This window comes from Flaviramulus multivorans, assembly GCF_021728415.1.
Taxonomy (GTDB): Bacteria; Bacteroidota; Bacteroidia; order Flavobacteriales; family Flavobacteriaceae; genus Sabulilitoribacter; species Sabulilitoribacter multivorans.
This window is the reverse complement of record NZ_JAKKDV010000001.1, coordinates 1045579-1071969: the sequence shown is the minus strand read 5'-3', so window position 1 is coordinate 1071969 and position 26391 is coordinate 1045579. Positions and strand designations below refer to the sequence as shown.

Sequence of the window (26391 nt, the reverse complement as noted above, 5' to 3'; positions counted from 1 at the left end):
GTGCATAAAATCTGCACCTCCCATGGGACCACCCGGGTGTCCTGAATTTGCCTTTTCTACCATAGCAACAGCCAATGCTCTAATATTATCTGCCGATTGTTGATCAATTTTTTTGTTCATTTTCGAATTTAGTTAGTATTGTTTACCTTCAAATGATGTCACTTTTTAAGGCTGTGTTTTTATATTAAACTACAAGCTTTAGCCCTAAAAAAATATTTTTTGCAAATATATAATCTTTAACTTGTTAGGGCTTACTAAAACTCAAATTAATTTAATAACAGATGTTAACATCTATAAATATTTATTATCTTTAAGTCTCCCTATAACTAATAGTAGTACTCTTATTCATTATTGCAAAAAAAATAATCATGAGTACCATTAAAATTGCCACTTTTAACGTAGAAAATCTGTTTGAACGTCCAATCGTTTTTAACTTCAAAGACCACTCTATTGGTGATGAAATCCTAGAGAATGTAGACAAACTTAGAAAGTTGTTGAAGGAAACCAATTATACCGATAACAGAAAAGCCAAAATTTTAAGCCTATATAAAGATTTAAAAAAATACATAATTATTAGAGAAGATAGAGGTAAATTATTTAAAAAACGAGGATGGGCTGTTATAGGAGTTAAAGCTGATGGAAGTGGAGATTGGGATGGCTCGATTGAATATAAAAAAGCTAGTTTTTCCGATATAGCTCGCGAAAATACTGCTAAAGTTATTAAATCTGTAAACGCTGATATTGCTTGCGTTATTGAAGCCGATAATAGAATTGCTTTAAAACGTTTTGACACACACCTTCTAAACTCTAAATATAAATACGAAATGCTGATTGATGGCAACGACCAAAGAGGCATTGACGTAGGTTTAATCAGTAAATATGTTTTTGGTAAAATTCAAACCCATATTTATGATAAAAAAAGCAACAAAACAGTTTTCAGTAGAGATTGTTTAGAAGTTGAAGTGAAAATTACTGATACAAAATCAATTCATCTTTTAATAAATCATTTTAAAAGTAAAGGTTATGATATTGATGGGACTTCTGCAACAAAGAGGAAACGACAAGCCAATAGAGTAAAAGAAATACTTCAAAACTACGATTTACAAAACGATTTGGTCGTGGTTGCTGGCGATTTAAATGACACCCCTAATAGCGATCCCTTAAAGCCACTTTTAAGTATGACCGATATGCATGATGTTTTATTTTTAGAGCACGGAAACGACATGTCGAAAAGGTGGACCTATCATTATAACAATTTTGAACAAATCGATTACATATTAATTTCAACCGCTTTAAAAAATCATTTTATCAGTGCAGGCATAGAACGAAGAGGCATGTATAACTTAAAAAAACTTACTACTGATTCAAATGGTACTATTCCCATTGAAGAACAATTCGATACTGTTACTCATTGGACCAACCAAGCGTCAGACCATGGAGCTGTTTGGGCAAAATTTGATATTTAAACCAACTAACAGCTAAAAACAAAAAAGCCCCTTGTTTCCAAGAAGCTTTTCCTTTGCAGTGCGGGCGGGGAGACTCGAACTCCCACACCTCGCGGCACTAGATCCTAAGTCTAGCGTGTCTACCAATTCCACCACGCCCGCTAAAGGACTGCAAATATAAACAAGATTTTTAAATTGCAAACTTCAAACTCTTAAAAACATTCTTTTTTTATACTTTTGAAAAGAACTATAAAAATACTTCATGAATAATATTCAATCCTATATTAAACAACATAAAGACCGATTTTTAAACGAGCTTATAGAACTTCTTAAAATCCCTTCTATAAGTGCAGATTCTGCTTATAAAAATGATGTTTTAAAAACATCCGAAGCAATTAAAATTAGCCTCGAAAAAGCAGGTTGCGATTCAGTTGAAATATGCAAAACCGACGGGTATCCTATTGTTTATGGCGAAAAAATAATTGACAAAAACCTACCAACAGTTTTGGTATATGGACATTATGATGTGCAACCACCAGACCCATTAGACTTATGGACTTCACCGCCTTTTGAGCCGGTAATTAAAAAAACAGATTTACACCGTGATGGCGCCATTTTTGCTCGTGGAGCCTGCGACGATAAAGGGCAAATGTATATGCACGTTAAGGCCTTAGAATTTATGACCAGTACGAATCAGCTTCCTTGTAATGTAAAATTTATGATTGAAGGCGAGGAAGAAGTTGGAAGCTCTAACCTTTCGGTTTTTGTGAAAAACAATCAAGAAAAACTAAAGAATGATGTCATTCTTATTTCGGATACAGGCATGATAGCCAATAATGTGCCTTCAATTACAACAGGCTTGCGCGGACTAAGTTATGTTGAAGTTGAAGTAACTGGTCCCAATCGTGATTTGCACTCGGGTTTATATGGTGGCGCAGTGGCAAACCCCATTAATGTTTTAACAAAAATGATAGCGTCATTGCATGACGAAAACAACCATATAACCATTCCTGGTTTTTATGATAAAGTTGAAGAACTCTCAAAAGATGAACGTGCAGAAATGGCTAAAGCACCTTTTAGTTTAGATGCCTATAAAAAAGCCTTAGATATTGATGCTGTTTATGGAGAAGCGGAATACACCACCAACGAAAGAAACTCTATAAGACCCACTTTGGATGTTAACGGCATTTGGGGTGGCTATATTGGCGAAGGCGCTAAAACCGTTATTGCTAGTAAAGCCTATGCAAAAATTTCTATGCGACTAGTACCTCATCAAGATTGGAAAGAGATCACTCAACTTTTCAAAGACCATTTCGAAAGCATTGCGCCTGAAGGTGTAAAAGTAAAAGTAAAACCTCACCATGGTGGTCAAGGATATGTTACACCAATTAATAGTGTTGGTTATGTAGCTGCAAGTAAAGCTTATGAAACAACGTTTGGTAAAACCCCAATTCCTCAACGTAGTGGTGGTAGTATCCCTATTGTATCTCTTTTTGAACAAGAATTAAAGAGCAAAACTATTTTAATGGGCTTCGGGTTAGATAGTGATGCCATTCATTCACCAAACGAACATTTCGGCGTTTGGAATTATTTAAAAGGCATCGAAACTATTCCGTATTTTTATAAATACTTTACAGAATTGTCTAAATAATTTTTGGGTGTTCCCCGAAATTAATTCGGGGCGCGCTTTCCGTTTCAATCTTTTGCAAGCAAAAGGATTTTTACTGCAATCGCTAACACAAGTTAGCAACAAACTATGAAAAACCAGCACACTAATCAACTCTTTCTTCTGGTACTAGCTACGCTTTTTATAAGCACCTCTGGTCCTTTAGGTAAGTTCATAGATTTACCTTCACCAGTTATTATCTGGTGGCGGTGTGTTTTAGGTGCGGTTTTTCTATTTATATATTGTAGATTAAAAGGGTTTAACGTAAAAGTAAACTCAAAAAGAGATATTCCAACCCTTGTTTTAAGTGCCTTACTTTTAGGCGCACATTGGATAACTTATTTTTATGCTTTAAAACTGTCAAACGTGGCGTTGGGTATGCTATCTCTATTTACGTTTCCAGTAATTACAGCATTATTAGAACCTCTTTTCACTAACTCAAAACTAAACTTAACCCATGTTATTTTAGGCGTTTTAGTTTTATTAGGCATTTATATTCTAGCTCCAGAATTCGACTTTGATAACACGTATGTACAAGGTATTTTATTGGGTGTATTCTCTGCATTTTGTTATGCCTTTCGAAACCTTATTTTAAAACGTCATGTGCATCAATATAACGGTACTGTACTTATGTTTCACCAAATTGCATTACTTAGTTTAGTTTTACTGCCATTTGTTTTTACAATGGGCACAAGTAATATAACCACCGAATATCCTTATGTTCTTGTTCTAGCATTACTTACTACCGCTATAGGGCATTCATTGTTTATAAATTCCTTTAAGTATTTTTCTATTAGTACCGCAAGTATTATTGGGAGTGCGCAACCCGTCTTTGGGATTGTTTTAGCTTTTATCTTTTTAAATGAAACACCAACTTTAAACACATTTATTGGTGGTGCTTTAATTTTAGCAACTGTATTTATCGAAAGCATTCGGTCTAAAAAGTCATAATCTTATTGACATTTTTACCTCTACACTTGTAGAATTTAAAATTTTATTCTACATTTGTAGAGAATGTTCTAAATACGTAGAGTTATGCAATTATCAAAAACTGAAGAGGAATTAATGAATCACCTCTGGAAGCTCGAAAAAGCTTTCATGAAAGATTTACTCGATAAATACCCAGAACCTAAACCAGCAAACACAACTGTAGCTACACTTTTAAAACGCATGACAGATAAAGGATTTGTTGGTTATAAATTGTATGGAAAATCAAGAGAATATTACCCTTTAGTTAAAAAGAAAGATTATTTCTCAAAGCATGTTAACGGATTGATAAAAAACTTCTTTAATGATAGCGCATCACAATTCGCCTCATTTTTTACAAAAGAAACCAACCTAACAAAAGAGGAGTTACAAGATTTAAAGGCATTAATTGATAACGAAATTAAAAATAAATAGCTATGCTTTTATATATTTTAAAATCAAGTGCTTGTTTAGCCATTTTTATGCTGTTTTATAAACTTTGTTTAGAAAAAACTAGTGTACATACGTTTAAGCGCTTTTACCTGATTGCAGCGATATTAATTTCAATAGGCATTCCTTTTATAACCTTTATACAATATGTAGAAGTTCAACCTTTAAATTTTACTAATGACATTAACAATATAAATACAGCAGATCTAATTGAAAGCAAAACTTTTATGGACTATCTACCAACCATTTTATGGACTGTTTATATTCTTGGTGCTGCTCTGTTTTTATTTCGATTTATTAAAAATCTTTTTCATTTATTTAAAACAATTCAAGAGAACCCTAAACTCAAAACTCAAAACTTCATTAATGTTTTATTAAAGGACCTCATTGCACCTCACACCTTTTTCAATTACATTTTTTTAAATAAAGTAAAATATGATAACCATCAAATACCTCGGGAAGTTTTACTCCACGAACAAACTCATGCTAGACAAAAGCACGCCTTAGATATTTTGTTTATTGAAATACTCCAAATCATATTTTGGTTTAATCCGTTGCTATATTTTATAAAAAAAGACATCAAACTTAATCATGAGTTTTTAGCAGATCAAGCTGTTATAAACAAAGGCATAAACACAAAACATTATCAACAATTATTATTGGCATTCTCATCAAATGCTTCAAACTATCAATTGGCAAATGCCATAAATTATTCTTTAATCAAAAAACGATTTACAGTCATGAAAACAAAAACATCAAAAACATCCTTTTGGCTTAGAAGTTTGCTACTTCTTCCATTACTAGCTATTTCTTTATATAGTTTTAGTAACAAAAAAGAAGTAATAACAGACATTCCTATTGAATTAACGCAACAACAAAAAGCGTCTAAAGAACAAATTGCTGAGTACAATAAATTAGCAAAAAAATATAATGAACAACCAGAAAACAATAGAAAGATTAACCTAAAAGACCTAAATAGGTTAGAATATTTATATGGTTTAATGAGTAAAGAGCAAAAAGCTAACGCAGAACCTTTCCCTAATTTTCCACCACCACCGCCGCCACCTTTACCAGCATTTGATGAAGATAATATGTCGCCCGAATTATTAAAATTAAAGGAAGCATTTTACAAAAAAACGAAAGAATATGGTGAGGCTGTCCGCTTATATGTGAAAGAAAATGAAGGCAGTTCTGATGCTTTAAAAAAGAATTATGAAGAAGTTATGGCGTTGTATACTAAGTTTAGTAATATGGAAAAGAAGAAAAACCAGTTAATTCCTCCACCTCCACCACCAGCTCCTAAAGAGCCTGAACCTAAAAAAGCTAAACAACCAAATGCACCAACAATTAAAAAAAAGGTTGAGGTTCCACCATCACCGCCAACTCCAAAATCACCTCTTGACCATGTCATTGAAATGGCTAAAAAAGGTGCTAATTTTTATTACGAAGGAAAACCTATTTCGTCAGATAAAGCAATAAAACTAATGAAGGAGAATAAAAACCTTAATATTTCAACAAATTCCAATGACGGCGTAAGCATAGTGAAAATTCAAACTAAACCCATAACTTACTAACAGTTCAATATAATATTTTGATCCGTAAAGATTTAATAATCTAACGGATCATTTTTTTTCGGTATAAAATGTAACATTTCATATGCTTTAACGTTCTAATAGTCAATCAATCAAAAACAATCTTATTATGTTGAAGCGCTTTTTTATTATTTGCTCTGGCTCAGATACCGATATTTTAGAACAATGTTCAAAAGGAGAACAAAATAAATACGCTGGTATTGGCGCCACCGTATTTTTTACAGCGATAATGGCTTTTATAGCCGCTAGTTATGCTTTATATACCGTTTTCGACAACCTTGTTACATCTATTTTCTTTGGTCTCATTTGGGGCTTACTTATTTTTAACTTAGATCGCTATATCGTTTCAACTATAAAAAAATCGGATAATTTTATTGATGAAATAATTCAAGCTTCGCCCAGGATAATGCTAGCTGTTATTATCGCTATAGTTATTTCAAAACCTCTGGAGCTTAAAATTTTTGAAAAAGAAATTAATCAAGTTTTATTAGAGCAGAAAAACGAAATGACTTTAGCTAATAAAGCTCAAATTGCTGAGCAATTCACTCCATCGATAGAAGGGTTATCTCATGATATTAGCTCACTTCAACAGCAAATTGATACCAAGGAAGCTGAAGTAAATGCGCTTTATGATGTTTATATTTCTGAAGCTGAAGGAACCGCAGGCACCAAACTTTTAGGTAAAGGTCCTGTATACGCGGAAAAACGAGAAAAACATGACGCGGCATTGGCCGAGTTACAACAGCTTAAAGCTGAGAATAAAGCCAAAATCAACAATATTGAAACCCAAATTGGTGCCTTAAAAGGCGACTATGAAAGTCAGGTTGTTAATACACAACCAATAATTAATAATTTTGACGGGTTAATGGCAAGAGTAAATGCCTTAGGAGAGCTGCCCTGGTTACCGTCATTTTTTATTTTCTTATTGTTTTTAGCAATAGAAACATCACCCATTTTTGCAAAACTATTGTCTCCAAAAGGCGCTTATGATTTTAAATTGCAAGACCAAGAAATGGCCATAAAAACTAATGTGGCTCAAAACAAAAACCAGCGTGAATCCTTATTAAAAACAGATAACGCCATTAACGACCGCATTTATAACGATATAGAAAACGAAGAAGAACTTTATAGTTATAAACGTAAAAAGGCACGCGAAATCATGCAATTGCAAGCAGATGCCTTTTATAAACAACAAAAAAATGTTTTGTAATTAAGCTGCAGTTTCTGTTTTAAAATGATCGTATAAATCTTTACATCCTAACCCAATAATTGATAGCCTTTTGTTTTTAGTTAAGGCTTCATGATGTAGTTTAGCAATAGCATCTACGCCATATTTATCCATACTTTCTACATCTTGGATACTAATAGTAATGTTATTTACTTTGTCGAAAATATTTTTGAATTCGTTTTGAAACAACGAAACATTATCTCTATTAAGAATGCCTTTAACTTTAAAAAAGTTGTTGCAATTAGTAATTTTTAAATCCATATTAAAGTAATTTTAAATAATTAAACAATAAACTTGAGGGAGAGTAATCAGTTGATTACAAAGTAAATATAAAGAAGAGCAAGAGAGATTTCATTATTTTTTCGACCAATCGATTTTAACTTTAGATGAAAAAAAATAATATGTCAATTTTACCGATGAGCGACCATTAAATACAAGATTTTACTATTTTTACGACACTTAGGAAATGATATAACATAAAACCATGAAAAAACTCATTACTGTACTTTGTTTACTATGTATTTTCAATAGTTATTCCCAAACTGATGAAGAAGCCGATAAAAAAGCTATTCAAAAAGTGCTAAAAAAGCAACGCATAGCTTGGTCGGATAATAATCTGGAAGAATTTATGGAAGGCTACTGGAAAAGCGATTCGCTTAAATTTTATGGTAGTAATGGTGTTACCCATGGTTGGGAAAACACTTTAGACCGATACAAAAGAGCTTACCCTACTGAGAAACATACAGGAAAATTAAGTTTTAGAATAAACGCTATTACCAAAATAACTGATGGCGCTTATTATGTGTTAGGTGAATATCATTTAAAGCGAGACGTTGGCAATGCCGATGGGATTTTTATGATTATTTTTAAGAAAATTAATGGTGAGTGGAAGATTATTGCCGATACTTCTAGTTAAACTATGACGCCGTTTGTTAGAAAAGCCACTTTAAATGATTTACCTGCTTTACTTAAGTTTGAACAAGGTATTATTGTTGCCGAAAGACCTTTCGACCCTACAATAAAAGAGGGACAAATTACTTATTACGACATTGCTGAATTAATTACTAACGATAACTCTGAAGTTTTTGTAGTTGAAATAAACAATGATATTGTGGCCTCTGGTTACGCTAAGATTAAACCTGACAGACACTATTTAAAACATCAAGATCAAGGTTATTTAGGATTTATGTTTGTAAAAGAAAACCACCGAGGCAAAAAGTTAAATCAACTTATTATTGATGCCCTATTAAAATGGTGCAAGAAGCGTGGTATTTTTGAAATACGGCTAGATGTATATGACGATAACATTTCTGCTTTAAAAGCTTATGAAAAAGCCGGCTTTAAAAAACACATGATTAATATGCGTTTAGATATTACAAACTTAGATTTTTAATCTCTGCCACTAAGGTTTTGCAGGTTTAAACACCACTTTTGTGGATACTGGATATTTTTCTAATAAGTGTTTTGGGCGAATAGGTCGTTTTTCAAAACCTCCACCACAATTAGGGCAAACCTGCTTCAAAATGGTTTCTACACAAGATTTACAAAAAGTACATTCGAAAGTACAAATCATAGCTTCATCAGAATCAAAAGGCAATGATTTATTACAATTTTCGCATGTAGGTCTTAATTCTAACATTTATTAATCAATTTATTAATATTAAAATTACTCATTAATTTTGCAAAATGAAAGACCCGAAATACAATCCTAAAATTTTACTCATGGTTGTTTTAGCTGCTATTACAATATTTGGTCTTGTAACCGGTAGATATTTATTTCTTGTGTTTATGTTTCCTTTGGGTTTGGGCTTATTTAAAAGGCGAAAGCAAGATTAAATCTTTTTAACATAATCCGTGATGATAACAATTTGTTGTCCGTCAACTTTACCTTCTATATAATTGGCGTTTTCATAATCTAATCGAATATTCCTAACAGCTGTTCCTTGCTTTGCAACCATACTAGAGCCTTTCACTTTTAAATCTTTTATTAGAACTACCGAATCGCCATTTTCAAGAATAACGCCGTTGCTGTCTCTATGGATAATTTTACTAGATTCCTCCTCGTGTTCACCTGTTGCTCGTGCCAATAATAAGGCTTCATCGTCCAAATACATCATGTCTAATAAATCTTTTGGCCAACCTTCATTACGGAGCCTTTGAAGCATTCTCCAAGCCATTATTTGTACTGCTACATACTCACTCCACATACTATCGTTTAAGCAACGCCAATGATTTGCATCCATTTCAGTGTTTCCTTCAATCTGGTCCAAGCAGGTTTTGCAAACCAATACATCGTTATCTACATTTTCATTTAACGATGGAGGAATAGTGTACTGACTTAAATTTTCTGTGGATTTACAAAGTTCGCATGTATAGTTACTTCTATCTTGTAATGTTTGTAGAACACTCATATTTATTGCTATTAGTTTTACAATGATACTATTAAATGGCAGGCTCCACAAATTTACATTTATGGAAATAAAAAAGGATGCTTTCGCATCCTTTAGTCATTAAATTAATTCATTTTTATTTTCGAAGTTCTGGCACTACACTATACACAGCATCACCATGAACTCCAGTAAAGTATTTGCCTCCTTTATCATTCATCGCTTTTTTAGCGGCTTCGTCTTTCCAATGTGCATTGAATAATTCACCATCTTTATCAAACATTTTATCCATATCTGCTAAAGAATTTAAATAATAGGCTTCAACAAACTGAGTACCATCAGACCCATACGCATGTGACATAGGATAATACCCTTTAATGTATTCGTTTTTATGAGTAACATTTTGTGTGTATTCATTAAATGTATCCATAAATTCTTTATTTGATCCATCCTTTGGGAAGGCAAAATGACTTGTTCGAACATAAACAATCATACCTTCTTTTACATCAGTTAAATTTTTCACATTAGGCATTGTTGCATAAATTTCATCAGAATGCATTGAAGAGTAATAAGCATTTTGTTTTTGAAAAAAAGCTTTTCTTTCATCCTCATTTGGCCATGCTTCCTTTGCCAACTCACCGTTTCTTTTAGCTGCTAAATCGATAGCATTCCAATTCGGGTATGCCTGAACATAAATCAACTCCGTATTGTCTGATGATATGTTATGCAAATAAAAACCAGCACCCATAATATGTTCATTTTTTTTGGTGACTTTATCTAGATATTCTTTTTCAATAGCTTTCCATTCATCCATCTTAAAGTCTTTCATATCCATATTCCAATGCATGGTTGTTACCGAAACATACTGAGGTCCTTGAGGAGTTTCATCTTGAGCAGAAATTGTAATTGTACAAAACAGTATAAGCACGGTAGCTATTACTGAAAATAGTTGGTTGATTGTTTTCATAATCTGTTAAAAATTAAAGTTAATATGTTAGTAAAAATTAAATACTACTTTAAGATTTAAGGGCTTAATGATTATGCTATGATAAATTATTAGGAATTGAGAGAATATAAATATACAATAAAATTGTTGAAAATCAGATAATTATAAAAGCTTATCCTTGAGTTTTTTTGTCATCCCTTTTACTACCATGTCGTATGAGTGGTCTATTAATTCTAAAATTAATTGTGGTTTTAGTTCACCTTTGTAAATGTCGATGGTATTCCAATGCTTATTACTAACGTAAGGCCCAGGATAAACACTGCTGTATTGTTCCCTTAACTGAACAACATATTCCGGGTCGCCCTTTAACGTAATGGTCGCTTCACCACTTTCCCATTTTTTAAGTGGCGCAATAACAAACATTTTACCTAGTACTTTATATACTAAGGTATCCTCATCAAAAGGAAACTCTTCAGTGGTTGCTTTTTTGCTTAAACAATATGATTGAAGTTGTTCTATATTCATTGTAGCTTAATTTAACTTCTTGACGGAGTTATAGTCAATTTTTAACGCTGAATAGTCAAGTTTCCAACCAATGGTTTCTACAATGGTTTCCATTAACAAAATAGTTTCCATAGCTTCATTTTGAGCAATTTGAATAAGCCCACTCTCTGGGATTTTTTCTCTTATATGTGATTTTGCTTCGTTGTGCAAATCGGTTAAATCTGCCGCTTCAAACTTATTGAAGTAACCATCCTTCTTATCGTAATAATTTAAATTGGTTTCTATAGATAATACTTCGGGTTGAGGAAAATGCTCTAGTATAATTTTCTTATTACTATTATCTGCTTTCAGTTGAATTTTTGCTAAATCGTATCCAACATGTGCTTTTGCATTTATAACTACTAACGCTTTCTTTTTACTTGAAATGAGTTTTAAAAACTTTTGTTTTACATCTTCATAATGGTAAATTTCAGCAAAATCGCCTTCAACCGTTATAAACTTACATACCTTTTTTATCTTATCTAAAAGTAGGATAGATTGTGTGTTTACTAAACTTTTAGCTCTTAATGATTTTAAGTAAGTAACAACTCCAAAAGTGACTAAAATGCCAATTATAATTCCTAAAAATACTTCCATTTAATTAATTATTTTATACAAAATGGGTTTACTTGGAGCAGCATCGTTTTCAAAAGGTGCTATTTGAATGTTAATAAAATAAGTACCATCTTCAACCGTATTCGGAACAAAAATTAACTCAGTTATTGTAGCATCAAATCGTATTTTCCCTTTGGTATTCCAAAAGGCATTGTGCGATAATAACTGGCATTCATCTTTCTCTTTGTCTACGCTTGGTAAGTCTATTAACAAATGTTTTATTTCTTTTTCACGTAAATAAACCGCAGCTTCTTTTAATAAGTAAGTGGGATTTGTATGCGAATACTGCTTTGTCAGTTTTTCTTTTGTGTTCGGAATGGTTCTAATTACAATGGCATCTCTTTTTTTGTTTCCAATGGCAAACTGTATTTGCTTTTTTGAGATTACCGAGTCGCCATTTAAGCGCTCTGGAGCTACTGTAATGACTTCTGCTAAAAAGAAAAATTGCTTTAAATGTTCGTTTATTGAATACACTTTCTCAGTAATATGTCCTACACATTCAGTATGTGTTCCATGAGCATGAGGGTTAAAGTAAATATTGTTGAAGTTAATACAGGCACCATCTTTAACGGTAGCAATCCATTCACCGTCCTTTTCAGGTTCGATTTTAGGCTCTTCAACATACCAAGCGTTTACATTATTTTTTGAAGCCCTTAGCGGCATAGAAATATCAATAGGATTTGATAAATCGATTTTAAGTTTTCTGGAATTATATTCTATTGTTGCAATCAAGATAAATTAATTTTAAATAAGTCTGAAGCGATACCATCGCTTAAAAATTTTCCTTTTTTAGTGACTAATAGTTTGTCGTTATCAAGATACAATAATTGTTCATTAATATGCTTTTGAGATTGTTGTAAAAGATACTTTTTGTATTGATTTCCAAAATCTTTTTCAATTTTATTTAATGAAACACCCCAAATGGTTCGTAAACCAGTCATCACATACTCGTTATATTTATCTGCTGTTGACAGGGTTTCTGTTTCCATTGGAAGGATATTTTGCTCTAAAGATTTAATGTATTTTGAATTATTTCTAACATTCCAACCACGTTGATTCCCGTTAAATGAATGTGCAGACGGACCAATACCCAAATACGTTTTCCCTTGCCAGTATGCTGAATTGTTCCTACTAAAATAATTGGGTTTTCCGAAGTTAGATAATTCATAGTGTACAAAATCTGAGGCCCCTAGTTTTTCAATTAAAATATGAAACTGCTCTTCGGCAACATGGTCATCTACATTTTTTATAAGCCCTTTTTTTATAAAATTTTCTAGTGCTGTTTTAGGCTCTACGGTTAAGGCATAACTTGAAATATGAGGGATTTTATAACTTAAAACCCTTTCTATATTTTCTACCCAACGCTTATTACTCAATCCTGGAATACCATAAATTAAATCTACAGAAATATTATCAAAATAGTCGGTCGCAATTTTTAAACAGTTTTTCGCCTCATTGGCACTGTGGGCTCGATTCATAAGTTTTAAATCTTCGTCAAAAAAAGATTGGATTCCAATGCTTAAACGGTTTATCGAGGTTTTAGATAGTTCAATGATACGCTTTTTTGATAAATCGTCAGGGTTGGCTTCAAGAGTGATTTCGGGTTTGTTCGCAACTATATAATGTTTATAAACCGAATGTATTATTAGTTCCAATTTGTTATTTGACAACAAACTAGGTGTCCCACCACCAAAATAAATGGTTTCGATGGTTTGGTTCTCTAATTCGTTTTTTCGTAGTTCTATTTCTTTAATTAGTGCATTAACAAGTTCATCTTTCTTTTTTAAAGATGTTGAAAAATGAAAATCGCAATAATAGCAAGCTTGCTTGCAAAATGGAATATGAATGTAAATACCCGCCATTACTTTTTAACCCTATTCTCATTCTGCTTCACAAAAGCATCCCATCCCGAATAGCTTTTACCAATCTCAACTCTTCCAGAATTATAAAAATGACACACGGCAGCTGCTAGTCCATCAGTAGCATCTAAATTTTTGGGTAAAGTTTTTAGATTGAGTAAACTCTGAAGCATTTTAGCGACTTGTTCTTTACTAGCATTTCCGTTTCCCGTAATGGCCATTTTTATTTTCTTTGGCAAATATTCAGTAATTGGTATTTCTCTACTTAACCCAGCAGCCATAGCAACCCCTTGCGCTCGTCCTAATTTTAGCATACTTTGAACGTTTTTACCGTAAAAAGGTGCTTCAATAGCAATTTCGTCTGGATTATGGGTGTCGATAAGCTCTATGGTACGTTCAAAAATGAGTTTCAACTTTAAATAATGGTCATCGTATTTTTTTAAATCCAATTCATTAAGTTGCATAAACTGCATAGTTTTGCCCACGACTTTAATGAGTCCGAAACCCATAATAGTTGTACCCGGATCAATCCCTAAAATTATTTTTTCTTTAATCATTCTCGCAATAATAACAACCACTTAACGATATGGATGCACCTATAGTTACTGTTAAAAGATTTCCGTTAAAAGATCCATTACCATTTGAAACTGGATTAAAATCTTTACCAAATCCTAAAATATAAGAAGCATCCAAATACACTGAAAGTTTATCTGAAATCCCATAATGGAACTCCATTCCAGCCATTGTATTTAAGTACGACGTGTTGTTTTGTGTGTAATTACCCAAAGGCTTAATTGTTGAAAGTCCAGGACCTGCATGCACAAAAGTACCGATGCGATTTAAACTAAGAATGCTAGATAAATCGTAAACAAATTGTGCGTTAATACGCGTGTAATTCACCTTAAATTCGGGCGTATTATCTAAATTCGAAAACCTATTGTATCCTAAGTCTAATTTTACACCTAATTTTTGCATAAACATATACTGTATTCCTAAATTAATGCTAGGGAAATTAATACTGTTGGCTTCAAAATTATTCACAAAACCATCCGATGACGGATTATTTACACCTAATGCAAATTGCGCTTTAAAGGTACTTGTATCGGTTTGAGAAACTCCTAAATAAAAAAAACATGTTAGACTTAAAACTAACCAATATTTCTTATAAATTTTAAAATTTGAAGACATACAATAATATTAGTTTAATTTGCAATTAATATGAGGTATTCGCTTCCATACAAAACTAAACAATTCTTTTTTGTACTCATTAAATTAAGTATAGTTGTTGGGGCTTTTTATTTTATTTACAACAAATTAGCCAATAACGAGGAGTTAGAATTTTCTGTTTTTGTCGATTTTATATCAAAAAACGACGTTTTTTCATTAAAAACAGTGCTTTTTTTGTTGTTTTTAAGCATTTGTAACTGGTTTTTCGAAATTTTAAAATGGCAGACTTTAATAAATCCCATTAAAAAAATTCGATTTAAAAATTCATTCGAGCAAAGTTTGGGAGCGCTAACAGCATCATTATTTACACCTAATAGAATTGGCGAATACGGTGCCAAAGCCATTTACTTTAAGCCTATTTATCGTAAAAAAGTTATGATAATAAATTTATTGGGTAATATTTTGCAAATGAGTTGCACCGTTTTATTAGGTGTGTTTGGACTCTGGTTTTTTATATCAACATATAACCCAGAAATTAATTATTACAAATTCGCAAAGTTTTTAACCATCGTATTAATTGCATTTGCTTTGTTGGGCTTTGGCTTAACAAAAAGTAAGTTCACTGTTAAGGGGTTTTCTTTAGAGAAAATTAAAGCTTTTATTATCGGCTATCCAAAAAACACATTAATATTAGGTTTCGTTTTTTCAATAATACGGTATGCTATATTTTCGTTTCAGTTTTATTTTTTATTATCCCTTTTTCAAGTTGATATGCCTTATATAAATGCCATGATTGTTATTACCTCTATGTATTTAATAGCATCTGTTATACCATCTATTTTTATTTTTGATGTTGTTATAAAAGGTAGTGTAGCTGTGTATTTGTTTTCATTTATGCATACAAACGAACTCACCATTTTAAGCATCATAACAATCATGTGGTTACTTAATTTTGTTTTACCTAGTGTATTTGGCAGTTACTATGTGCTTAATTTTAATGTGCCTAAAACCACCGTTGAAGCATGATTGTAGTTAGCTTAATTATAACGATACTATACTTGCTTTTAATAGGGAGCTTTGTGTTTGGTTTTGATAAAATAAAGCTTTTCATATTACAGGACACCGCTCCTAAAACCAAATTTTCAGTGATCATTCCGTTTAGAAATGAAGCCGACAATTTACCAGGTTTATTGAAATCTATTGAATCTTTAAATTACCCCAAAGAGCTTTTTGAAGTCTTTTTGGTTGATGATGCCTCTGAAGATGATTCCGTTGAAATTATTCATAAAGTTCTCGATACGATTCCGACAACTATCGGAATCACTCGAACTTACATCAAAATTATTCCAAATAAAAGAGTAACAAACTCGCCTAAAAAAGATGCTATTACAACTGCCATAAACTATGCAAAACATGAGTGGATTATTACAACCGACGCCGATTGTGTATTCCCAAAATACTGGCTAGATAGCTTTGATGAGTTCATTCAAAAAAACAAGGCTGTTTGTATAGTAGGACCTATTATATTATCACAGCAAAACAATTTTTTAGGCAGGTTTCAACTACTTGATATTTTAAGTTTGCAAGGTGCTACTATTGGTGGTTTTGGTATCAGACAGCCTTTTATGTGTAATGGTGCTAATTTAGCTTACACTAAAGCTGTTTTTAATCAAGTAAATGGTTTTGATGGCAATGAAAGTATTGCCAGTGGCGATGATATTTTTCTTTTAGAAAAAATCGCAAAAAAGCACCCTAAAAAGCTTCACTATTTAAAGTGTGAAAACAGTATAGTAACAACGAAACCTCAACCAAGTTGGAGTGAACTAACATCTCAACGAATTCGTTGGGCAGGAAAAGCAAGTGCTTATAATAATTGGTTTGGGAAATTTACTGGATTGGTAGTGTTGTTAATGAATTCTTTAGTTATTGTTGGCTTACTACTTTCAATTATAGGTGTATTAAATTTTAAAATTTGGTGCTATGTACTTATTATAAAGTTTAATATCGATTTCTTTTTAATATATAAATCTGCTTCGTTTTTTAATCAAAAGGAAACTTTATTAAGTTTTATCCCATCCTTTTTCATATATCTATTTTTTAGTGTTTACATAGCTTTTATCTCGTTTTTTTTAAGTTATAAATGGAAAGGAAGGACTTTCAACAAATAGTTCTCGATACAATTTCGATGTGAAAATCGAAATCACTCGAACTGACTAAAGTATTGAAGTAATCGCCACATCTATATACTATAATTTTTATTAGATTTACGATAATGAATTTGCTAAATAAAACATCCAACCCAGCATTTACAAATTACTTCTTTGGTGGCGGTAATACCAAAGAAAAAACCATGACGGTTACTGGTATTTTCGTAAAATCAATGCTGTCTATAATCCTCATTATAATTATATCCATTGGTGTTTGGAAACTTTATAGCAATGGTGAAAACATTAAATGGTATGGTTTAGGTGGTATGCTCGCCGCCATTATTATAAGTATTGTTATATCGGTTCGTCAACAATGGGCGCATATTTTAGTACCTCTATATGCCATAGCAAAAGGATTTTTTCTGGGTAGTATGAGTGTGTATGCACATGCGCATTTTCCTAATTTACCATATCAGGCTATTGGTATAACCATCGTGACTTTTTTTGTTGTATTACTACTTTATCAAACACGTATTATTGTTGTTACTAAAAAACTTCGAAGTGTTATTATTACTGTTGCTGCCAGTATTTTTGTTATTTATATTATTTCTTGGATTCTTAGTCTTTTTGACATCAAAGTTTTTATTTGGGGCACCTCATGGCCAGCAATTATTTTTAATATTGTCGCGGCTATTTTTGCTTCATTATCCTTACTTCTCGATTTTGATTATATAGAGCGCCATAAAAACAAATCGCCAAAATATAAGGAATGGCTTGCCACTTGGGGGCTTTTAGTCACTTTAGTTTGGTTATATGCCGAAATTTTGAGATTAATGCGAAAACTAGCTATTAGGTTTTAACCCAATTAATTCACATTTATTATTATAGGTAAGTTAAACTCCGTAGTTACTTGCTGGCCGCGTTTTATTGCCGGATAAATTTTAGGAAGCGAATCTAAGCTTTTGTAAAGCAATTCATTGATATTGGGTATTTCTTTTATAGTAACACTATCCATATCCGTATTCAAAATAGATAAAACACCCTTATCAGAAACCTGAAACTGCAAATTAATAGTGTCGTTAATATCTTGATTGACAACAATAGTTTCGTTTAGAAGTTTACCTGAAATATGCTTTTTTAAAAAATACTGAAAACAATACATTTTCTCTTCTTTTCCAGCTAGTGAATCGCATTCTGAAAAAGACGGATAGGTATCAACCTCCTTCCAATTAAATGTCTTTAATTCTTCATTTAAAATGGCTTCTGGAGTTGTTTTTTTTACATTAAAACACTCGCATGATGTGAGTACCAACATACATAGAAAAAAACAAATTTGCCTCATTGGTTAAAAGTGAAACTGAAAAGTACAATTTTTTTCGGTTTTAAAATCTCTAAAAAACAAAAACCGAAGTTTAGACTTCGGTTTTTAAAGTATTTCATTTACAAAATGAAAAATTACTCTTTTGGTTTATCTACAGCAACTTCAAAAATTATTGGTAATGAGTATGACACATTAACTTTTTTACCTTGGTGCTCTCCAGGTTTAAACTTAGGTAGGGTTTTTATAACTCGTATAGCCTCAGCTTCTAACTCTGGATGTGGTGCTCTTGAGCTCACACCGACTACCTCACCTTCATTATTAATTTTAAATATAACATTTATGCGCTGTCTGCCTGTTAACTTTAAATCATTTGCTAGTTTGGTATTAAAATTTCTACTGACATGAATGTTAACATTTCTAGACATGCAATCTCTTTGCTCCTGTTCTGATAAATCTTCACATCCAGGGAAAATTGGTACTTGGTCAATAACGGCAAAAGGTATATCTACATCCTTTATAATATCCTCAAAAAATGGATCGTTAAAGCCATCTTCTGCAATAAAAATAAGAAGCCCTTTTACTTTACGCTCTTCCTCTTCGCTTATATTACCCTGTATTTCTATTTGTTTAAACACTTCATAAATTTTTTCGACCAAAGGTGTTTTATCTTTTAAATTTTTATAAATCTGAACTTTAGCAAGTAATTTAGAATCGAATTCATTTCCCCTAAAAACTTGTAAAAGTAAGTTCAGTCCTTCTTCTTCTTCTTTATTGACATTTCCTTGTGTTTCAATTTGCTTTTTAACTGCTTTTATTTTTTCAATCAGCGGAGTTTCATTGACAAGTTTTGTAGTTGTTTTTGAATTTTCATCTTGGGCATTTGAGGTTTGAACACATGATGTGTAAACCATCATTCCTAAAACCATTGGGACTAACAACGCATACTTTAGTAAATTAATTTGTTTTGATTTTGATTTTTGTAACATAGTGATTCGTTTTTTGATTAATGATTGTTTAAAAAATGGATTGATAAATGACATACTCTTTGTTTCGAAAACTTGTGCTAATAAGTTTTGATAATAAGCTGATTTGTTTTGATGTTTTACAGCTTCAGCATCCGCAATAAACTCGTGAAGCACCATCATTTTATTTTGATAGATGTAAACTAAAGGATTAAACCAAAATACTATACGCAACACTTCAAAAAACAATAAATCAAGAGTGTGTTTTTGATTTACATGAACCAATTCGTGTTTTAAAATTGTTTCTTTTTCTTTATCATTTAAGCCTTCGCCTAAAAAAATATAATTGAAAAATGAAAAGGCAGCATTACTTTTAATTAACTGAACTAATTTCAATTTCCCCATTTTTATTTTAGGGCTCTTATACATTAAAGTAAGGATTTTAAAAAGCTTAAATAAAAAAATAGTAAAGGCAATAAAAACTCCTACATAGAATGCATTCTTCCAAGTAAACAAAGTTGTACTTTCAGAAATTACACTGGTAGCTTCGAATGGTAAATTATTAATGGATTGAGGTTGCCCTAAAATAACTTCGGGTAATGAAACTATAAAGTTTTGGGGTATGGCATATTTGAAACCTTCAATTTTTACAAATGGTAGTATTAATGATAATAGGACCGTAGCTAATAAGTAAACCCTATTCCAATTAAAAAATGTTTCTTTTTTTAATAATACATCGTATACTAACAAAAAGAATACTTGAAATGCTATTGTTTGTAAAATGTAATGTACCATAATTATTCTTTTTTGTTAATCTCTTTTAAAACAGATTCTAATTCGCTTAAACTAATATCATTCTTCTTCACAAAAAATGACACCATACTCTTAAACGACCCGTGAAAATAATTATCAACCAATTTATTTATGGATTGATTACTATAATCTTGCTGTTGTATTAAAGGAAAATATACATGTCCTTTTCCTTCTTTTTCATAATCTACTACACCTTTGCTTTCTAAAATTCTAACAATTGTTGAAACCGTATTGTAAGCTGGTTTGGGCTCAGGAAATTCTTTTATAATGGCTTTTACATTAGCCTTTTTTAGTTGCCAAAGTATTTTCATTATATCTTCTTCCGCCTTTGTAAGTTGTATCATTTTATCACAAATTTTTTATTCAACTAAACTTTTAGTTAAACAAATATAACTAAAAAATTAGTTTAAACTAATTTTTTAGTTTAAAAATGTAACAATTAGTATAATTTTACGTCTTAAAAGATGTAACCTTTAATACATTTATGGATATTATTTTAATTATTGTAGCCGCCTTATTTATGCTTTTAGGCATAGTTGGCAGTTTTTTACCCGTTTTACCTGGTCCACTAACCAGTTGGTTAGGACTTTTAATTGTTCATTTTTCAGATACTATACCAATGAATAAATCATTTTTAATAATCACCCTTATAATAGCAATACTTATTTGGGTTTTAGATTATATAATTCCTGCTATTGGCACTAAAAGGTTTGGGGGTAGTAGATATGGTATGGTAGGTACGTCAATTGGTTTAATAGTAGGACTTATAGCTCCTATTCCAGGGGGAATAATTATTGGTCCATTTTTTGGTGCTTTAATTGGCGAATTAATAAACAAAAGTGATTCCAAAACTGCTACTATAGCTGCCTTTGGATCGTTTATTGGTTTTTTAACATCAACTTTTATTAAATTTGTTGTAGCGGTAATTTATTTGGGTCTTTTTATTGGCATTTTATGGGATAATAAAACGGTTTTATTTCAATTTTAAATGAAGAAACCCTGTGGGTCTCTCACCTCCACAGGGTTTATTGTAAATTGCTATTATCAACAAAAAATTGAGGGATTAATTAATTTTTGAAGTGTTGATAGAACAAATATAATTATCGCTTTTCTTTTTGAACTGCGGGAAACCCGTAACATGTTTACGGGTAAATGGTAGTATTAAAGTATAGCAACGGATTTGGGATGAAAAAAAATTGTGTTTTTCTTAAAAAAAATCACACTTTTAATTTTTAATAAAGTTTTACTTACACAAACCCCTTTTCTTTGGCCTTATTAAGTAAAGTTTCATCCTGACCATCATTCACTTCAAAAACTTCTCTAAGGTATTTTTTTCTTTTTTCTACAGCACTTAATGAGATGTCTAAATGAGAAGCAAGGTTTTTAGTTTTTACACCTTGGGATAGTAAATGCAGAATTTTTCTGTTTTTCTCATCTATAACTATGTCACTAGTAATTGCTTTTCTTATATGACTATTAACAGTGCCGCTATAAAATGGTGGATTATTTAAAACTGCTTGAAAAGCGCTTGCAAGTTCGCTAGATGTTAAATCACTTTTTATTAAGAATCCTTCTGGATCAATAGTTTTAATAATGTTATGAATTCTAAAAGACTCATTAAACATGGTTAAAATAATAATTTTAGCATTTGGTAAAACCTTCCGCGCGTATTCAGCTAAATCCTCTCCAGAACTCATTACGCCATCTGAAGACGGAGGTAAGCTTATATCAACAAACAAAACATCATAGGGGCTTTCCTGTACTGCTTTATCAATAAACTTAATTGCTTCATCGCAATTATTGGCAATATCAATTTTTAATTCTTGATTGTCTTTTTTTGTGAAAAGTAATGTGTTCTGATACCCCTCAATAATCATAGGGTGATCGTCTATCATTAATATTTTCAGTTTTTCAACCATACTTTTAAGATATTGGTGCTTCAATTACTACTGTTGTGCCTATACTTTTTTGAGACGATATAGTTAAAGTGCCACTAATTTCATTTATTCTCGAATTCATGTTTTTCAAACCAATACCTGATTTAGCCTTATTTACATCGAATCCAGAACCGTTATCGGTCAAGGTTAAGCAAATTACATTATTTTTTAATTTAAAACTAATTTTAACCTCTGTAGCTTGGGCATGCTTATAAATATTATGAAGTACTTCTTGAATAATTCTGTAGATGTGAATTTTTGTTTTATTTGATACATCGTCCCAGTTAATAGAATCATCATGTTGTAAATTAAAGCTTAAATTATAGGCTAAGGTTTGTGTTTCTACCAACGACTTTATAATGTCTCTAAAGCCTGAACCAGCAACAAAGTCGGTGTTTAAATCATGAGATACTTTACGAATATCTTGCTCAATAGCCTTAAGTTCGTCAATATATTGACTTCTTGTTTTTACAGCCTCTACACTATTATTCATATTTAGACTATCTAAACTCAAACGCGTACCAAATAATCTACCTAAAACTCCATCATGCAATTCCTCTGAGATTCTTCGTTTCTCTTGCGCTCTTGCTTCTTCAATGCTTTCATTTTGTGATAGCATTAAGTTATAAATCTCTTCATTGGTTTCTTGTTGCTTTTGAATAAATCGTAATTCTTTGTTTTTGTTTCTTTGATAAAATACCACATATAGTAAAAAAGAGGCTATAATAACAACCACTGAAATTATTAAAAACCATTTACGTTCCTTTGCAATTTGAATATTTTCCTGCTCTATTTTGTCTGTCTCGAAACGGATTCTGGCAAACTTGTTTCGAGTAGCCCTTTCTACTTTCTGTAAGCTATCACTTAAACTTATATAAGATTTTAAAAATTCTGCGGATTCATTTCCCTCTTCAATTTCTGATAATAGTTTTAGTGATTTCAATAAATCATCGTTATGGTACTTTTGGGAGATTTCTTTAGCTCTATAACCATATTTTTTAGCTAGTTCTTTATTATTTAATTTGTTATAATATTGCGCTAAATTTTGATTTATTATAATTGAATTATATCCATTTGGATTAATACTGTTTGTTATTTCCAAAGCCTTTAAATATAAATCAGGAAGTTGTTCGAAATTGTTGGATAAATAAAGTGTATGGGCATAATTGTTTAATGTTGATGCATAGTAATCTGGGTTTTCAGAATTAAAATTTTCATCCTTTAGAATTTCATTAAAGTATTCCAGTGCTAGTTCATATTCTCCAATGTTCTTATAAACATACCCTAAATTGTTTAAGGAATTATAAATTTTAATTTTATCAATTCCTTTTAAATTTCTTTTTATTGATAATGCTTCTTTATGGTATTTGATAGACTCATCATATTGTTCTAATTCATTAAATACGATTCCTAAATTATTATACAAAAATGATTTTAGTTCCTTAACACTATATGTCTGTTCTAACTGTTCTAGAAGCGAAATAGCTTCGATAGAGTTTACTTCGCTAGCAGTATAGTCCTTTTCATCCCTTTGAATACTTGCTATTCCATATAGCGTTGAAGCAATTCCAAACTTGTTGTTAATTTGTCTGTATCCTTTTTCAGCTTTATAATAATGATAATTTGCACTGTCAGTTTCCGTGGTCGCTTTTCTATACCACTCTGCTACATAATAATGAGAGTTAGCTAGCAACAAGGAATCGGTTGCTTTTGAGTTTAATATGTTGAACTTAATAGAATCTACTTTAGCTTTAACATTTTCCTCTTGAGAAAATACTATGCCAAATGAAAATATACAAATAAGAGATATTAAAATATATTTCAATACTAATGGATTATTCTATTTTTCCAAATGTATTTATAATTTTTCATTTTATATATTAAAAAAGCCCCTTATGTATTACATAAAGGGCTTTAGTATTATTTTCAAACTTTATTAATCACCATGTTGTCCACCAGTTACGGGTGCTTCAATCTCTGGAGATTCTAATACATCATCTTCATTTAAATCTTGTTTTGTACATGATGTGAATGATGCAAAAAGTAATGCTAAAATTAAGGTAATTTTTAGGGCTTTCATATTATTTTCGATTTTAAAGGTTATACAGTTTTCTCTAATAAATTTTTAACTAAGACTTTGACAACAAAATCTCGGTTGAGGGAAAAATGGATAATTAATTTAAAATCGAATGCATTAACATGCAGAACGATAATATTTTTATTTTTTGAGGGAAATGACTTTTACAAGTCTGAATGGATTAATTTTGTTAATTGAACTAAGGGAAATTTGGGCGCTCTATTAACGATGCTAATGTATGCTAAATAACATTCATTTTTATAATATATTCGATAAAGTGAAATATTTTACCGTTTAAGTGTAAAAATATTTAGCATTTAAGCCAATGTAGATTGGTTTTTAACCAATGTTGTTTTTACAATTTTTGTTTTAACATCCTTATCAGGATTGGTTTTATTTATGCGACTAATGAGTAACTCTGCAGCATAAGCACCCATTTCTTTAGCATGCTGCCTAATAGTTGTAAGTTTTGGTAAGGTGTGATCCGACTCAGATTTACTAGCAAAACCTATAACCGATATATCTTTTGGCACTTTTAATCCTAAATTAACTGCCGTATTTAAGGCAATAATCCCAGAGGATGTATCTGCAGCAATTACGCCATCTATATTTTTATGCTTTTTATAAAAGTCTTTTATTACTTGTGGGTGATCGTCACTCCTAGAGATTTTTAAAACCAGAGGTTCTAAACTATGACTTTCTAAAATGGCTTTATTGTATCCACGCTCGCGAAGCTTACCAACACTTAAATCATTTATATTGCTGATAAAAGCAATTTTTTTACGCTTTTCTATAATTAAACTTTTTGTAGCATTATATGTAGCGTCAAAATCATCAACTATTACTTTATCACACAAAACATCGTGTGCAACCCTATCAAACATTACAATAGGCAAACCACTATTAATTGTTTTTTTAAAATGGTCAACTTCATTCTTTATTTGAGATTCTTCTGCAACCGATAAAATAAAACCATCAACACTGCCATTAGCTAACAATTGTAAACTTTCTTTTTCTTTCTCAAGAGACTCATTTGATATACATGTAATAATGTTATATCCTTGTTTATTAGCTTCTCTTTCAATTCCAAAAAGTACTTTAGCTAAAAACCTATTAAGTATGTTAGGAATTATTACCCCAATGGTTTTGGTTTGGTTTTGCTTTAAACTTAAAGCAACTTTATTAGGCTTATAATTATACAATTCTGCTAACTCCTTAACTCGCTTAATAGTATCTTCTCCTATTTCTTCGCTATTATTTAACGCTTTTGACACCGTTGAAATAGAGACATTTAGTTCTTTTGCTAGCTGTTTTAAAGTAACCATACTTGTATAAACCCTTTTTTAGGAAATGCAATTTACAAAAATTAGTTGTTGAGTAAATAAATAATCCTAAAACAAAAAGATGTCCTATAGTTTACAAAGGGAAATTGAGAACGATTAATTTAAATAATAATAGAAAATTATTAGTCTCTCAAGGTTATTTTTATAACTCCATAAACACCTCTTGATCCATAATACGCAGCTTCAGGACCTTTTATAACCTCAATAGACTTTACATTGGAGGGCACAATGCTTGAAACGTCTAACAAAGGCAAACCATTAACAATAAACATAGGCTCAGTAGAGTTTCCTTGATTAGTTGTTGATGTAACAGCGCCTCTTATACTTATACTTTGCCCTGTAACAGTAACACCTGCTACAGTTCCTTCAATCAATTGGTAGATATTATTGAAGCCATTAAGACCTCTTACACCTTCAAAATCAACTTTACCACTTCTTTTTTTAATAGGATTTCCAAAACCTAATTCAATTAAATCAGCTTCATCCAACGGTTGGCTATCATCGGAAAAAACAAAACTCACTCTTTTTTCTCCCGAGTAACTTACACTTAAGATACCATGATCAATTGAATATGCGGTAATAATATTTATATTGCCTTTTGTTTTTACTTTATAAAATCCATCTTTATTGGTACGAGCGTTCGTTTTTATTGAATCGATATAAATGTAAACACCTTTTATTGGTTTTTTATTGAAATCCGTTATGGTTCCTGTTAAGGTAATCTTACCTGTATCACTTTTAGTTTGGGAATTCCCAATAAAACTGAAAAATGCTAAAACTATAATTAAATATAATGACTTCATAGATGATTATTAATTAAACCTTGTGAGGTTATTCGTAAAGATATAAAATTGCAACTAAAAATCATCTTAATTGTAAGACCTTAACATATTATTAAATAAAAAAAGCATCCCTAATTACTGCGTA

The 26391-nt window shown here is 31.3% G+C and carries 32 protein-coding genes and 1 tRNA gene; 13 read left to right on the top strand and 20 right to left on the bottom strand.

Annotation, left to right across the window (positions count from 1 at the left end):
- Nucleotides 1-120, bottom strand: a 120-nt coding sequence (locus tag L3X39_RS14720) for a thiamine pyrophosphate-binding protein (protein WP_262910962.1), incomplete at its 3' end; no start/stop codon positions are given.
- A gap of 248 nt (nucleotides 121-368) precedes the next feature.
- Between L3X39_RS14720 and L3X39_RS04855 the strand changes: the two genes are divergently transcribed.
- The gene (locus L3X39_RS04855) at nucleotides 369-1466 is read left to right on the top strand and encodes an endonuclease/exonuclease/phosphatase family protein (RefSeq protein ID WP_237230621.1); all 1098 of its coding nucleotides are present in this window, start codon (nucleotides 369-371) and stop codon (nucleotides 1464-1466) included.
- A gap of 59 nt (nucleotides 1467-1525) precedes the next feature.
- On the opposite strand, the gene L3X39_RS04850 is transcribed toward L3X39_RS04855, so the two are convergent.
- Nucleotides 1526-1607: transfer RNA gene (locus L3X39_RS04850), tRNA-Leu, on the bottom strand.
- Nucleotides 1608-1707: 100 nt separating this feature from the next.
- Here L3X39_RS04850 and L3X39_RS04845 point away from each other — a divergent pair.
- From L3X39_RS04845 to L3X39_RS04825, 5 genes are all read left to right on the top strand, one after another.
- Nucleotides 1708-3096, top strand: a complete 1389-nt coding sequence (locus L3X39_RS04845) for a dipeptidase (RefSeq protein WP_237230620.1) — start codon at nucleotides 1708-1710, stop codon at nucleotides 3094-3096.
- A gap of 105 nt (nucleotides 3097-3201) precedes the next feature.
- A complete protein-coding gene (locus L3X39_RS04840) occupies nucleotides 3202-4062 on the top strand; it encodes a DMT family transporter (RefSeq protein WP_237230619.1) in 861 nt (286 codons plus the stop codon).
- A gap of 84 nt (nucleotides 4063-4146) precedes the next feature.
- Nucleotides 4147-4512, top strand: coding sequence for a BlaI/MecI/CopY family transcriptional regulator (locus tag L3X39_RS04835; RefSeq protein WP_237230618.1), 366 nt, complete (start codon nucleotides 4147-4149; stop codon nucleotides 4510-4512).
- A gap of 2 nt (nucleotides 4513-4514) precedes the next feature.
- Complete coding sequence (locus L3X39_RS04830; RefSeq protein WP_237230617.1) at nucleotides 4515-6101, top strand: M56 family metallopeptidase; 1587 nt, start codon at nucleotides 4515-4517, stop codon at nucleotides 6099-6101.
- Nucleotides 6102-6228: 127 nt separating this feature from the next.
- The gene (locus tag L3X39_RS04825) at nucleotides 6229-7329 is read left to right on the top strand and encodes a DUF4407 domain-containing protein (protein ID WP_237230616.1); all 1101 of its coding nucleotides are present in this window, start codon (nucleotides 6229-6231) and stop codon (nucleotides 7327-7329) included.
- Here the strand turns inward: L3X39_RS04825 and L3X39_RS04820 are convergent, their stop codons facing one another.
- Nucleotides 7330-7608, bottom strand: a complete 279-nt coding sequence (locus L3X39_RS04820) for an STAS domain-containing protein (RefSeq protein ID WP_237230615.1) — start codon at nucleotides 7606-7608, stop codon at nucleotides 7330-7332.
- Between the two features lie 223 nt (nucleotides 7609-7831).
- On the opposite strand from L3X39_RS04820, the gene L3X39_RS04815 reads away from it, so the two are divergent.
- Complete coding sequence (locus L3X39_RS04815) at nucleotides 7832-8263, top strand: YybH family protein (RefSeq protein ID WP_237230614.1); 432 nt, start codon at nucleotides 7832-7834, stop codon at nucleotides 8261-8263.
- A 3-nt stretch (nucleotides 8264-8266) separates the two neighbouring features.
- The gene (locus L3X39_RS04810; protein WP_237230613.1) at nucleotides 8267-8740 is read left to right on the top strand and encodes a GNAT family N-acetyltransferase; all 474 of its coding nucleotides are present in this window, start codon (nucleotides 8267-8269) and stop codon (nucleotides 8738-8740) included.
- 9 nt (nucleotides 8741-8749) lie between these two features.
- On the opposite strand, the gene L3X39_RS04805 is transcribed toward L3X39_RS04810, so the two are convergent.
- Complete coding sequence (locus tag L3X39_RS04805; RefSeq protein WP_237230612.1) at nucleotides 8750-8986, bottom strand: DUF1272 domain-containing protein; 237 nt, start codon at nucleotides 8984-8986, stop codon at nucleotides 8750-8752.
- Between the two features lie 47 nt (nucleotides 8987-9033).
- On the opposite strand from L3X39_RS04805, the gene L3X39_RS04800 reads away from it, so the two are divergent.
- Nucleotides 9034-9183, top strand: a complete 150-nt coding sequence (locus L3X39_RS04800) for a hypothetical protein (RefSeq protein WP_237230611.1) — start codon at nucleotides 9034-9036, stop codon at nucleotides 9181-9183.
- Here L3X39_RS04800 and L3X39_RS04795 read toward each other — a convergent pair.
- The 8 genes from L3X39_RS04795 to L3X39_RS04760 all read right to left on the bottom strand — a co-directional run bounded on the left by L3X39_RS04795 (nucleotide 9180) and on the right by L3X39_RS04760 (nucleotide 14885).
- Nucleotides 9180-9758 (bottom strand): PhnA domain-containing protein, encoded by a 579-nt coding sequence (locus L3X39_RS04795; protein WP_237230610.1) that lies wholly within the window; start codon nucleotides 9756-9758, stop codon nucleotides 9180-9182. The genes L3X39_RS04800 and L3X39_RS04795 overlap by 4 nt on opposite strands.
- Nucleotides 9759-9873: 115 nt before the next feature.
- Nucleotides 9874-10701: a hypothetical protein gene (locus tag L3X39_RS04790; RefSeq protein WP_237230609.1), complete on the bottom strand. Its 828-nt coding sequence runs from the start codon at nucleotides 10699-10701 to the stop codon at nucleotides 9874-9876.
- Nucleotides 10702-10842: 141 nt separating this feature from the next.
- Nucleotides 10843-11205, bottom strand: a complete 363-nt coding sequence (locus tag L3X39_RS04785) for an MmcQ/YjbR family DNA-binding protein (RefSeq protein ID WP_237230608.1) — start codon at nucleotides 11203-11205, stop codon at nucleotides 10843-10845.
- Nucleotides 11206-11211: 6 nt separating this feature from the next.
- Nucleotides 11212-11820, bottom strand: coding sequence for a DUF4230 domain-containing protein (locus tag L3X39_RS04780; RefSeq protein ID WP_237230607.1), 609 nt, complete (start codon nucleotides 11818-11820; stop codon nucleotides 11212-11214).
- The gene (locus L3X39_RS04775; RefSeq protein ID WP_237230606.1) at nucleotides 11821-12570 is read right to left on the bottom strand and encodes a cyclase family protein; all 750 of its coding nucleotides are present in this window, start codon (nucleotides 12568-12570) and stop codon (nucleotides 11821-11823) included.
- A complete protein-coding gene (gene hemW, locus L3X39_RS04770) occupies nucleotides 12567-13700 on the bottom strand; it encodes a radical SAM family heme chaperone HemW (RefSeq protein WP_237230605.1) in 1134 nt (377 codons plus the stop codon). Before hemW ends, L3X39_RS04775 begins: the two co-directional genes overlap by 4 nt.
- Nucleotides 13700-14254 (bottom strand): crossover junction endodeoxyribonuclease RuvC, encoded by a 555-nt coding sequence (gene ruvC / locus L3X39_RS04765; protein WP_237230604.1) that lies wholly within the window; start codon nucleotides 14252-14254, stop codon nucleotides 13700-13702. The genes hemW and ruvC overlap by 1 nt, the downstream gene beginning before the upstream one ends.
- Nucleotides 14247-14885 carry a cell envelope biogenesis protein OmpA gene (locus L3X39_RS04760; RefSeq protein ID WP_237230603.1) on the bottom strand — a complete coding sequence of 213 codons (639 nt, stop codon included), beginning with the start codon at nucleotides 14883-14885 and terminating at the stop codon, nucleotides 14247-14249. The genes ruvC and L3X39_RS04760 overlap by 8 nt, the downstream gene beginning before the upstream one ends.
- A gap of 30 nt (nucleotides 14886-14915) precedes the next feature.
- Between L3X39_RS04760 and L3X39_RS04755 the strand changes: the two genes are divergently transcribed.
- From L3X39_RS04755 to L3X39_RS04745, 3 genes are all read left to right on the top strand, one after another.
- Nucleotides 14916-15890, top strand: coding sequence for a lysylphosphatidylglycerol synthase domain-containing protein (locus tag L3X39_RS04755; RefSeq protein WP_237230602.1), 975 nt, complete (start codon nucleotides 14916-14918; stop codon nucleotides 15888-15890).
- Entirely contained in the window at nucleotides 15887-17032 is a 1146-nt protein-coding gene (locus tag L3X39_RS04750; protein ID WP_237230601.1) for a glycosyltransferase family 2 protein, read from the top strand. The genes L3X39_RS04755 and L3X39_RS04750 overlap by 4 nt, the downstream gene beginning before the upstream one ends.
- Nucleotides 17033-17136: 104 nt before the next feature.
- Nucleotides 17137-17871, top strand: coding sequence for a Bax inhibitor-1/YccA family protein (locus L3X39_RS04745; RefSeq protein ID WP_237230600.1), 735 nt, complete (start codon nucleotides 17137-17139; stop codon nucleotides 17869-17871).
- A 5-nt stretch (nucleotides 17872-17876) separates the two neighbouring features.
- On the opposite strand, the gene L3X39_RS04740 is transcribed toward L3X39_RS04745, so the two are convergent.
- The 3 genes from L3X39_RS04740 to L3X39_RS04730 all read right to left on the bottom strand — a co-directional run bounded on the left by L3X39_RS04740 (nucleotide 17877) and on the right by L3X39_RS04730 (nucleotide 20451).
- Nucleotides 17877-18353, bottom strand: coding sequence for a hypothetical protein (locus tag L3X39_RS04740; protein WP_237230599.1), 477 nt, complete (start codon nucleotides 18351-18353; stop codon nucleotides 17877-17879).
- Nucleotides 18354-18466: 113 nt separating this feature from the next.
- A complete protein-coding gene (locus tag L3X39_RS04735; RefSeq protein ID WP_237230598.1) occupies nucleotides 18467-20089 on the bottom strand; it encodes a M56 family metallopeptidase in 1623 nt (540 codons plus the stop codon).
- Nucleotides 20090-20091: 2 nt separating this feature from the next.
- Nucleotides 20092-20451, bottom strand: coding sequence for a BlaI/MecI/CopY family transcriptional regulator (locus L3X39_RS04730; protein ID WP_237230597.1), 360 nt, complete (start codon nucleotides 20449-20451; stop codon nucleotides 20092-20094).
- Between the two features lie 140 nt (nucleotides 20452-20591).
- Between L3X39_RS04730 and L3X39_RS04725 the strand changes: the two genes are divergently transcribed.
- On the top strand, nucleotides 20592-21095 hold the full coding sequence (locus tag L3X39_RS04725) for a DUF456 domain-containing protein (protein ID WP_237230596.1): 504 nt from the start codon (nucleotides 20592-20594) through the stop codon (nucleotides 21093-21095).
- 259 nt (nucleotides 21096-21354) lie between these two features.
- On the opposite strand, the gene L3X39_RS04720 is transcribed toward L3X39_RS04725, so the two are convergent.
- The 5 genes from L3X39_RS04720 to L3X39_RS04700 all read right to left on the bottom strand — a co-directional run bounded on the left by L3X39_RS04720 (nucleotide 21355) and on the right by L3X39_RS04700 (nucleotide 26267).
- Nucleotides 21355-22002, bottom strand: coding sequence for a response regulator (locus L3X39_RS04720; protein ID WP_237230595.1), 648 nt, complete (start codon nucleotides 22000-22002; stop codon nucleotides 21355-21357).
- Between the two features lie 28 nt (nucleotides 22003-22030).
- Nucleotides 22031-23869: a tetratricopeptide repeat-containing sensor histidine kinase gene (locus L3X39_RS04715; protein WP_237230594.1), complete on the bottom strand. Its 1839-nt coding sequence runs from the start codon at nucleotides 23867-23869 to the stop codon at nucleotides 22031-22033.
- A gap of 111 nt (nucleotides 23870-23980) precedes the next feature.
- Nucleotides 23981-24124, bottom strand: a complete 144-nt coding sequence (locus tag L3X39_RS04710) for a hypothetical protein (protein WP_237230593.1) — start codon at nucleotides 24122-24124, stop codon at nucleotides 23981-23983.
- Nucleotides 24125-24438: 314 nt separating this feature from the next.
- Nucleotides 24439-25446 (bottom strand): LacI family DNA-binding transcriptional regulator, encoded by a 1008-nt coding sequence (locus tag L3X39_RS04705; protein ID WP_237230592.1) that lies wholly within the window; start codon nucleotides 25444-25446, stop codon nucleotides 24439-24441.
- Nucleotides 25447-25586: 140 nt separating this feature from the next.
- The gene (locus L3X39_RS04700) at nucleotides 25587-26267 is read right to left on the bottom strand and encodes a TonB-dependent receptor plug domain-containing protein (protein WP_237230591.1); all 681 of its coding nucleotides are present in this window, start codon (nucleotides 26265-26267) and stop codon (nucleotides 25587-25589) included.
- Nucleotides 26268-26391: the final 124 nt, after the last annotated feature.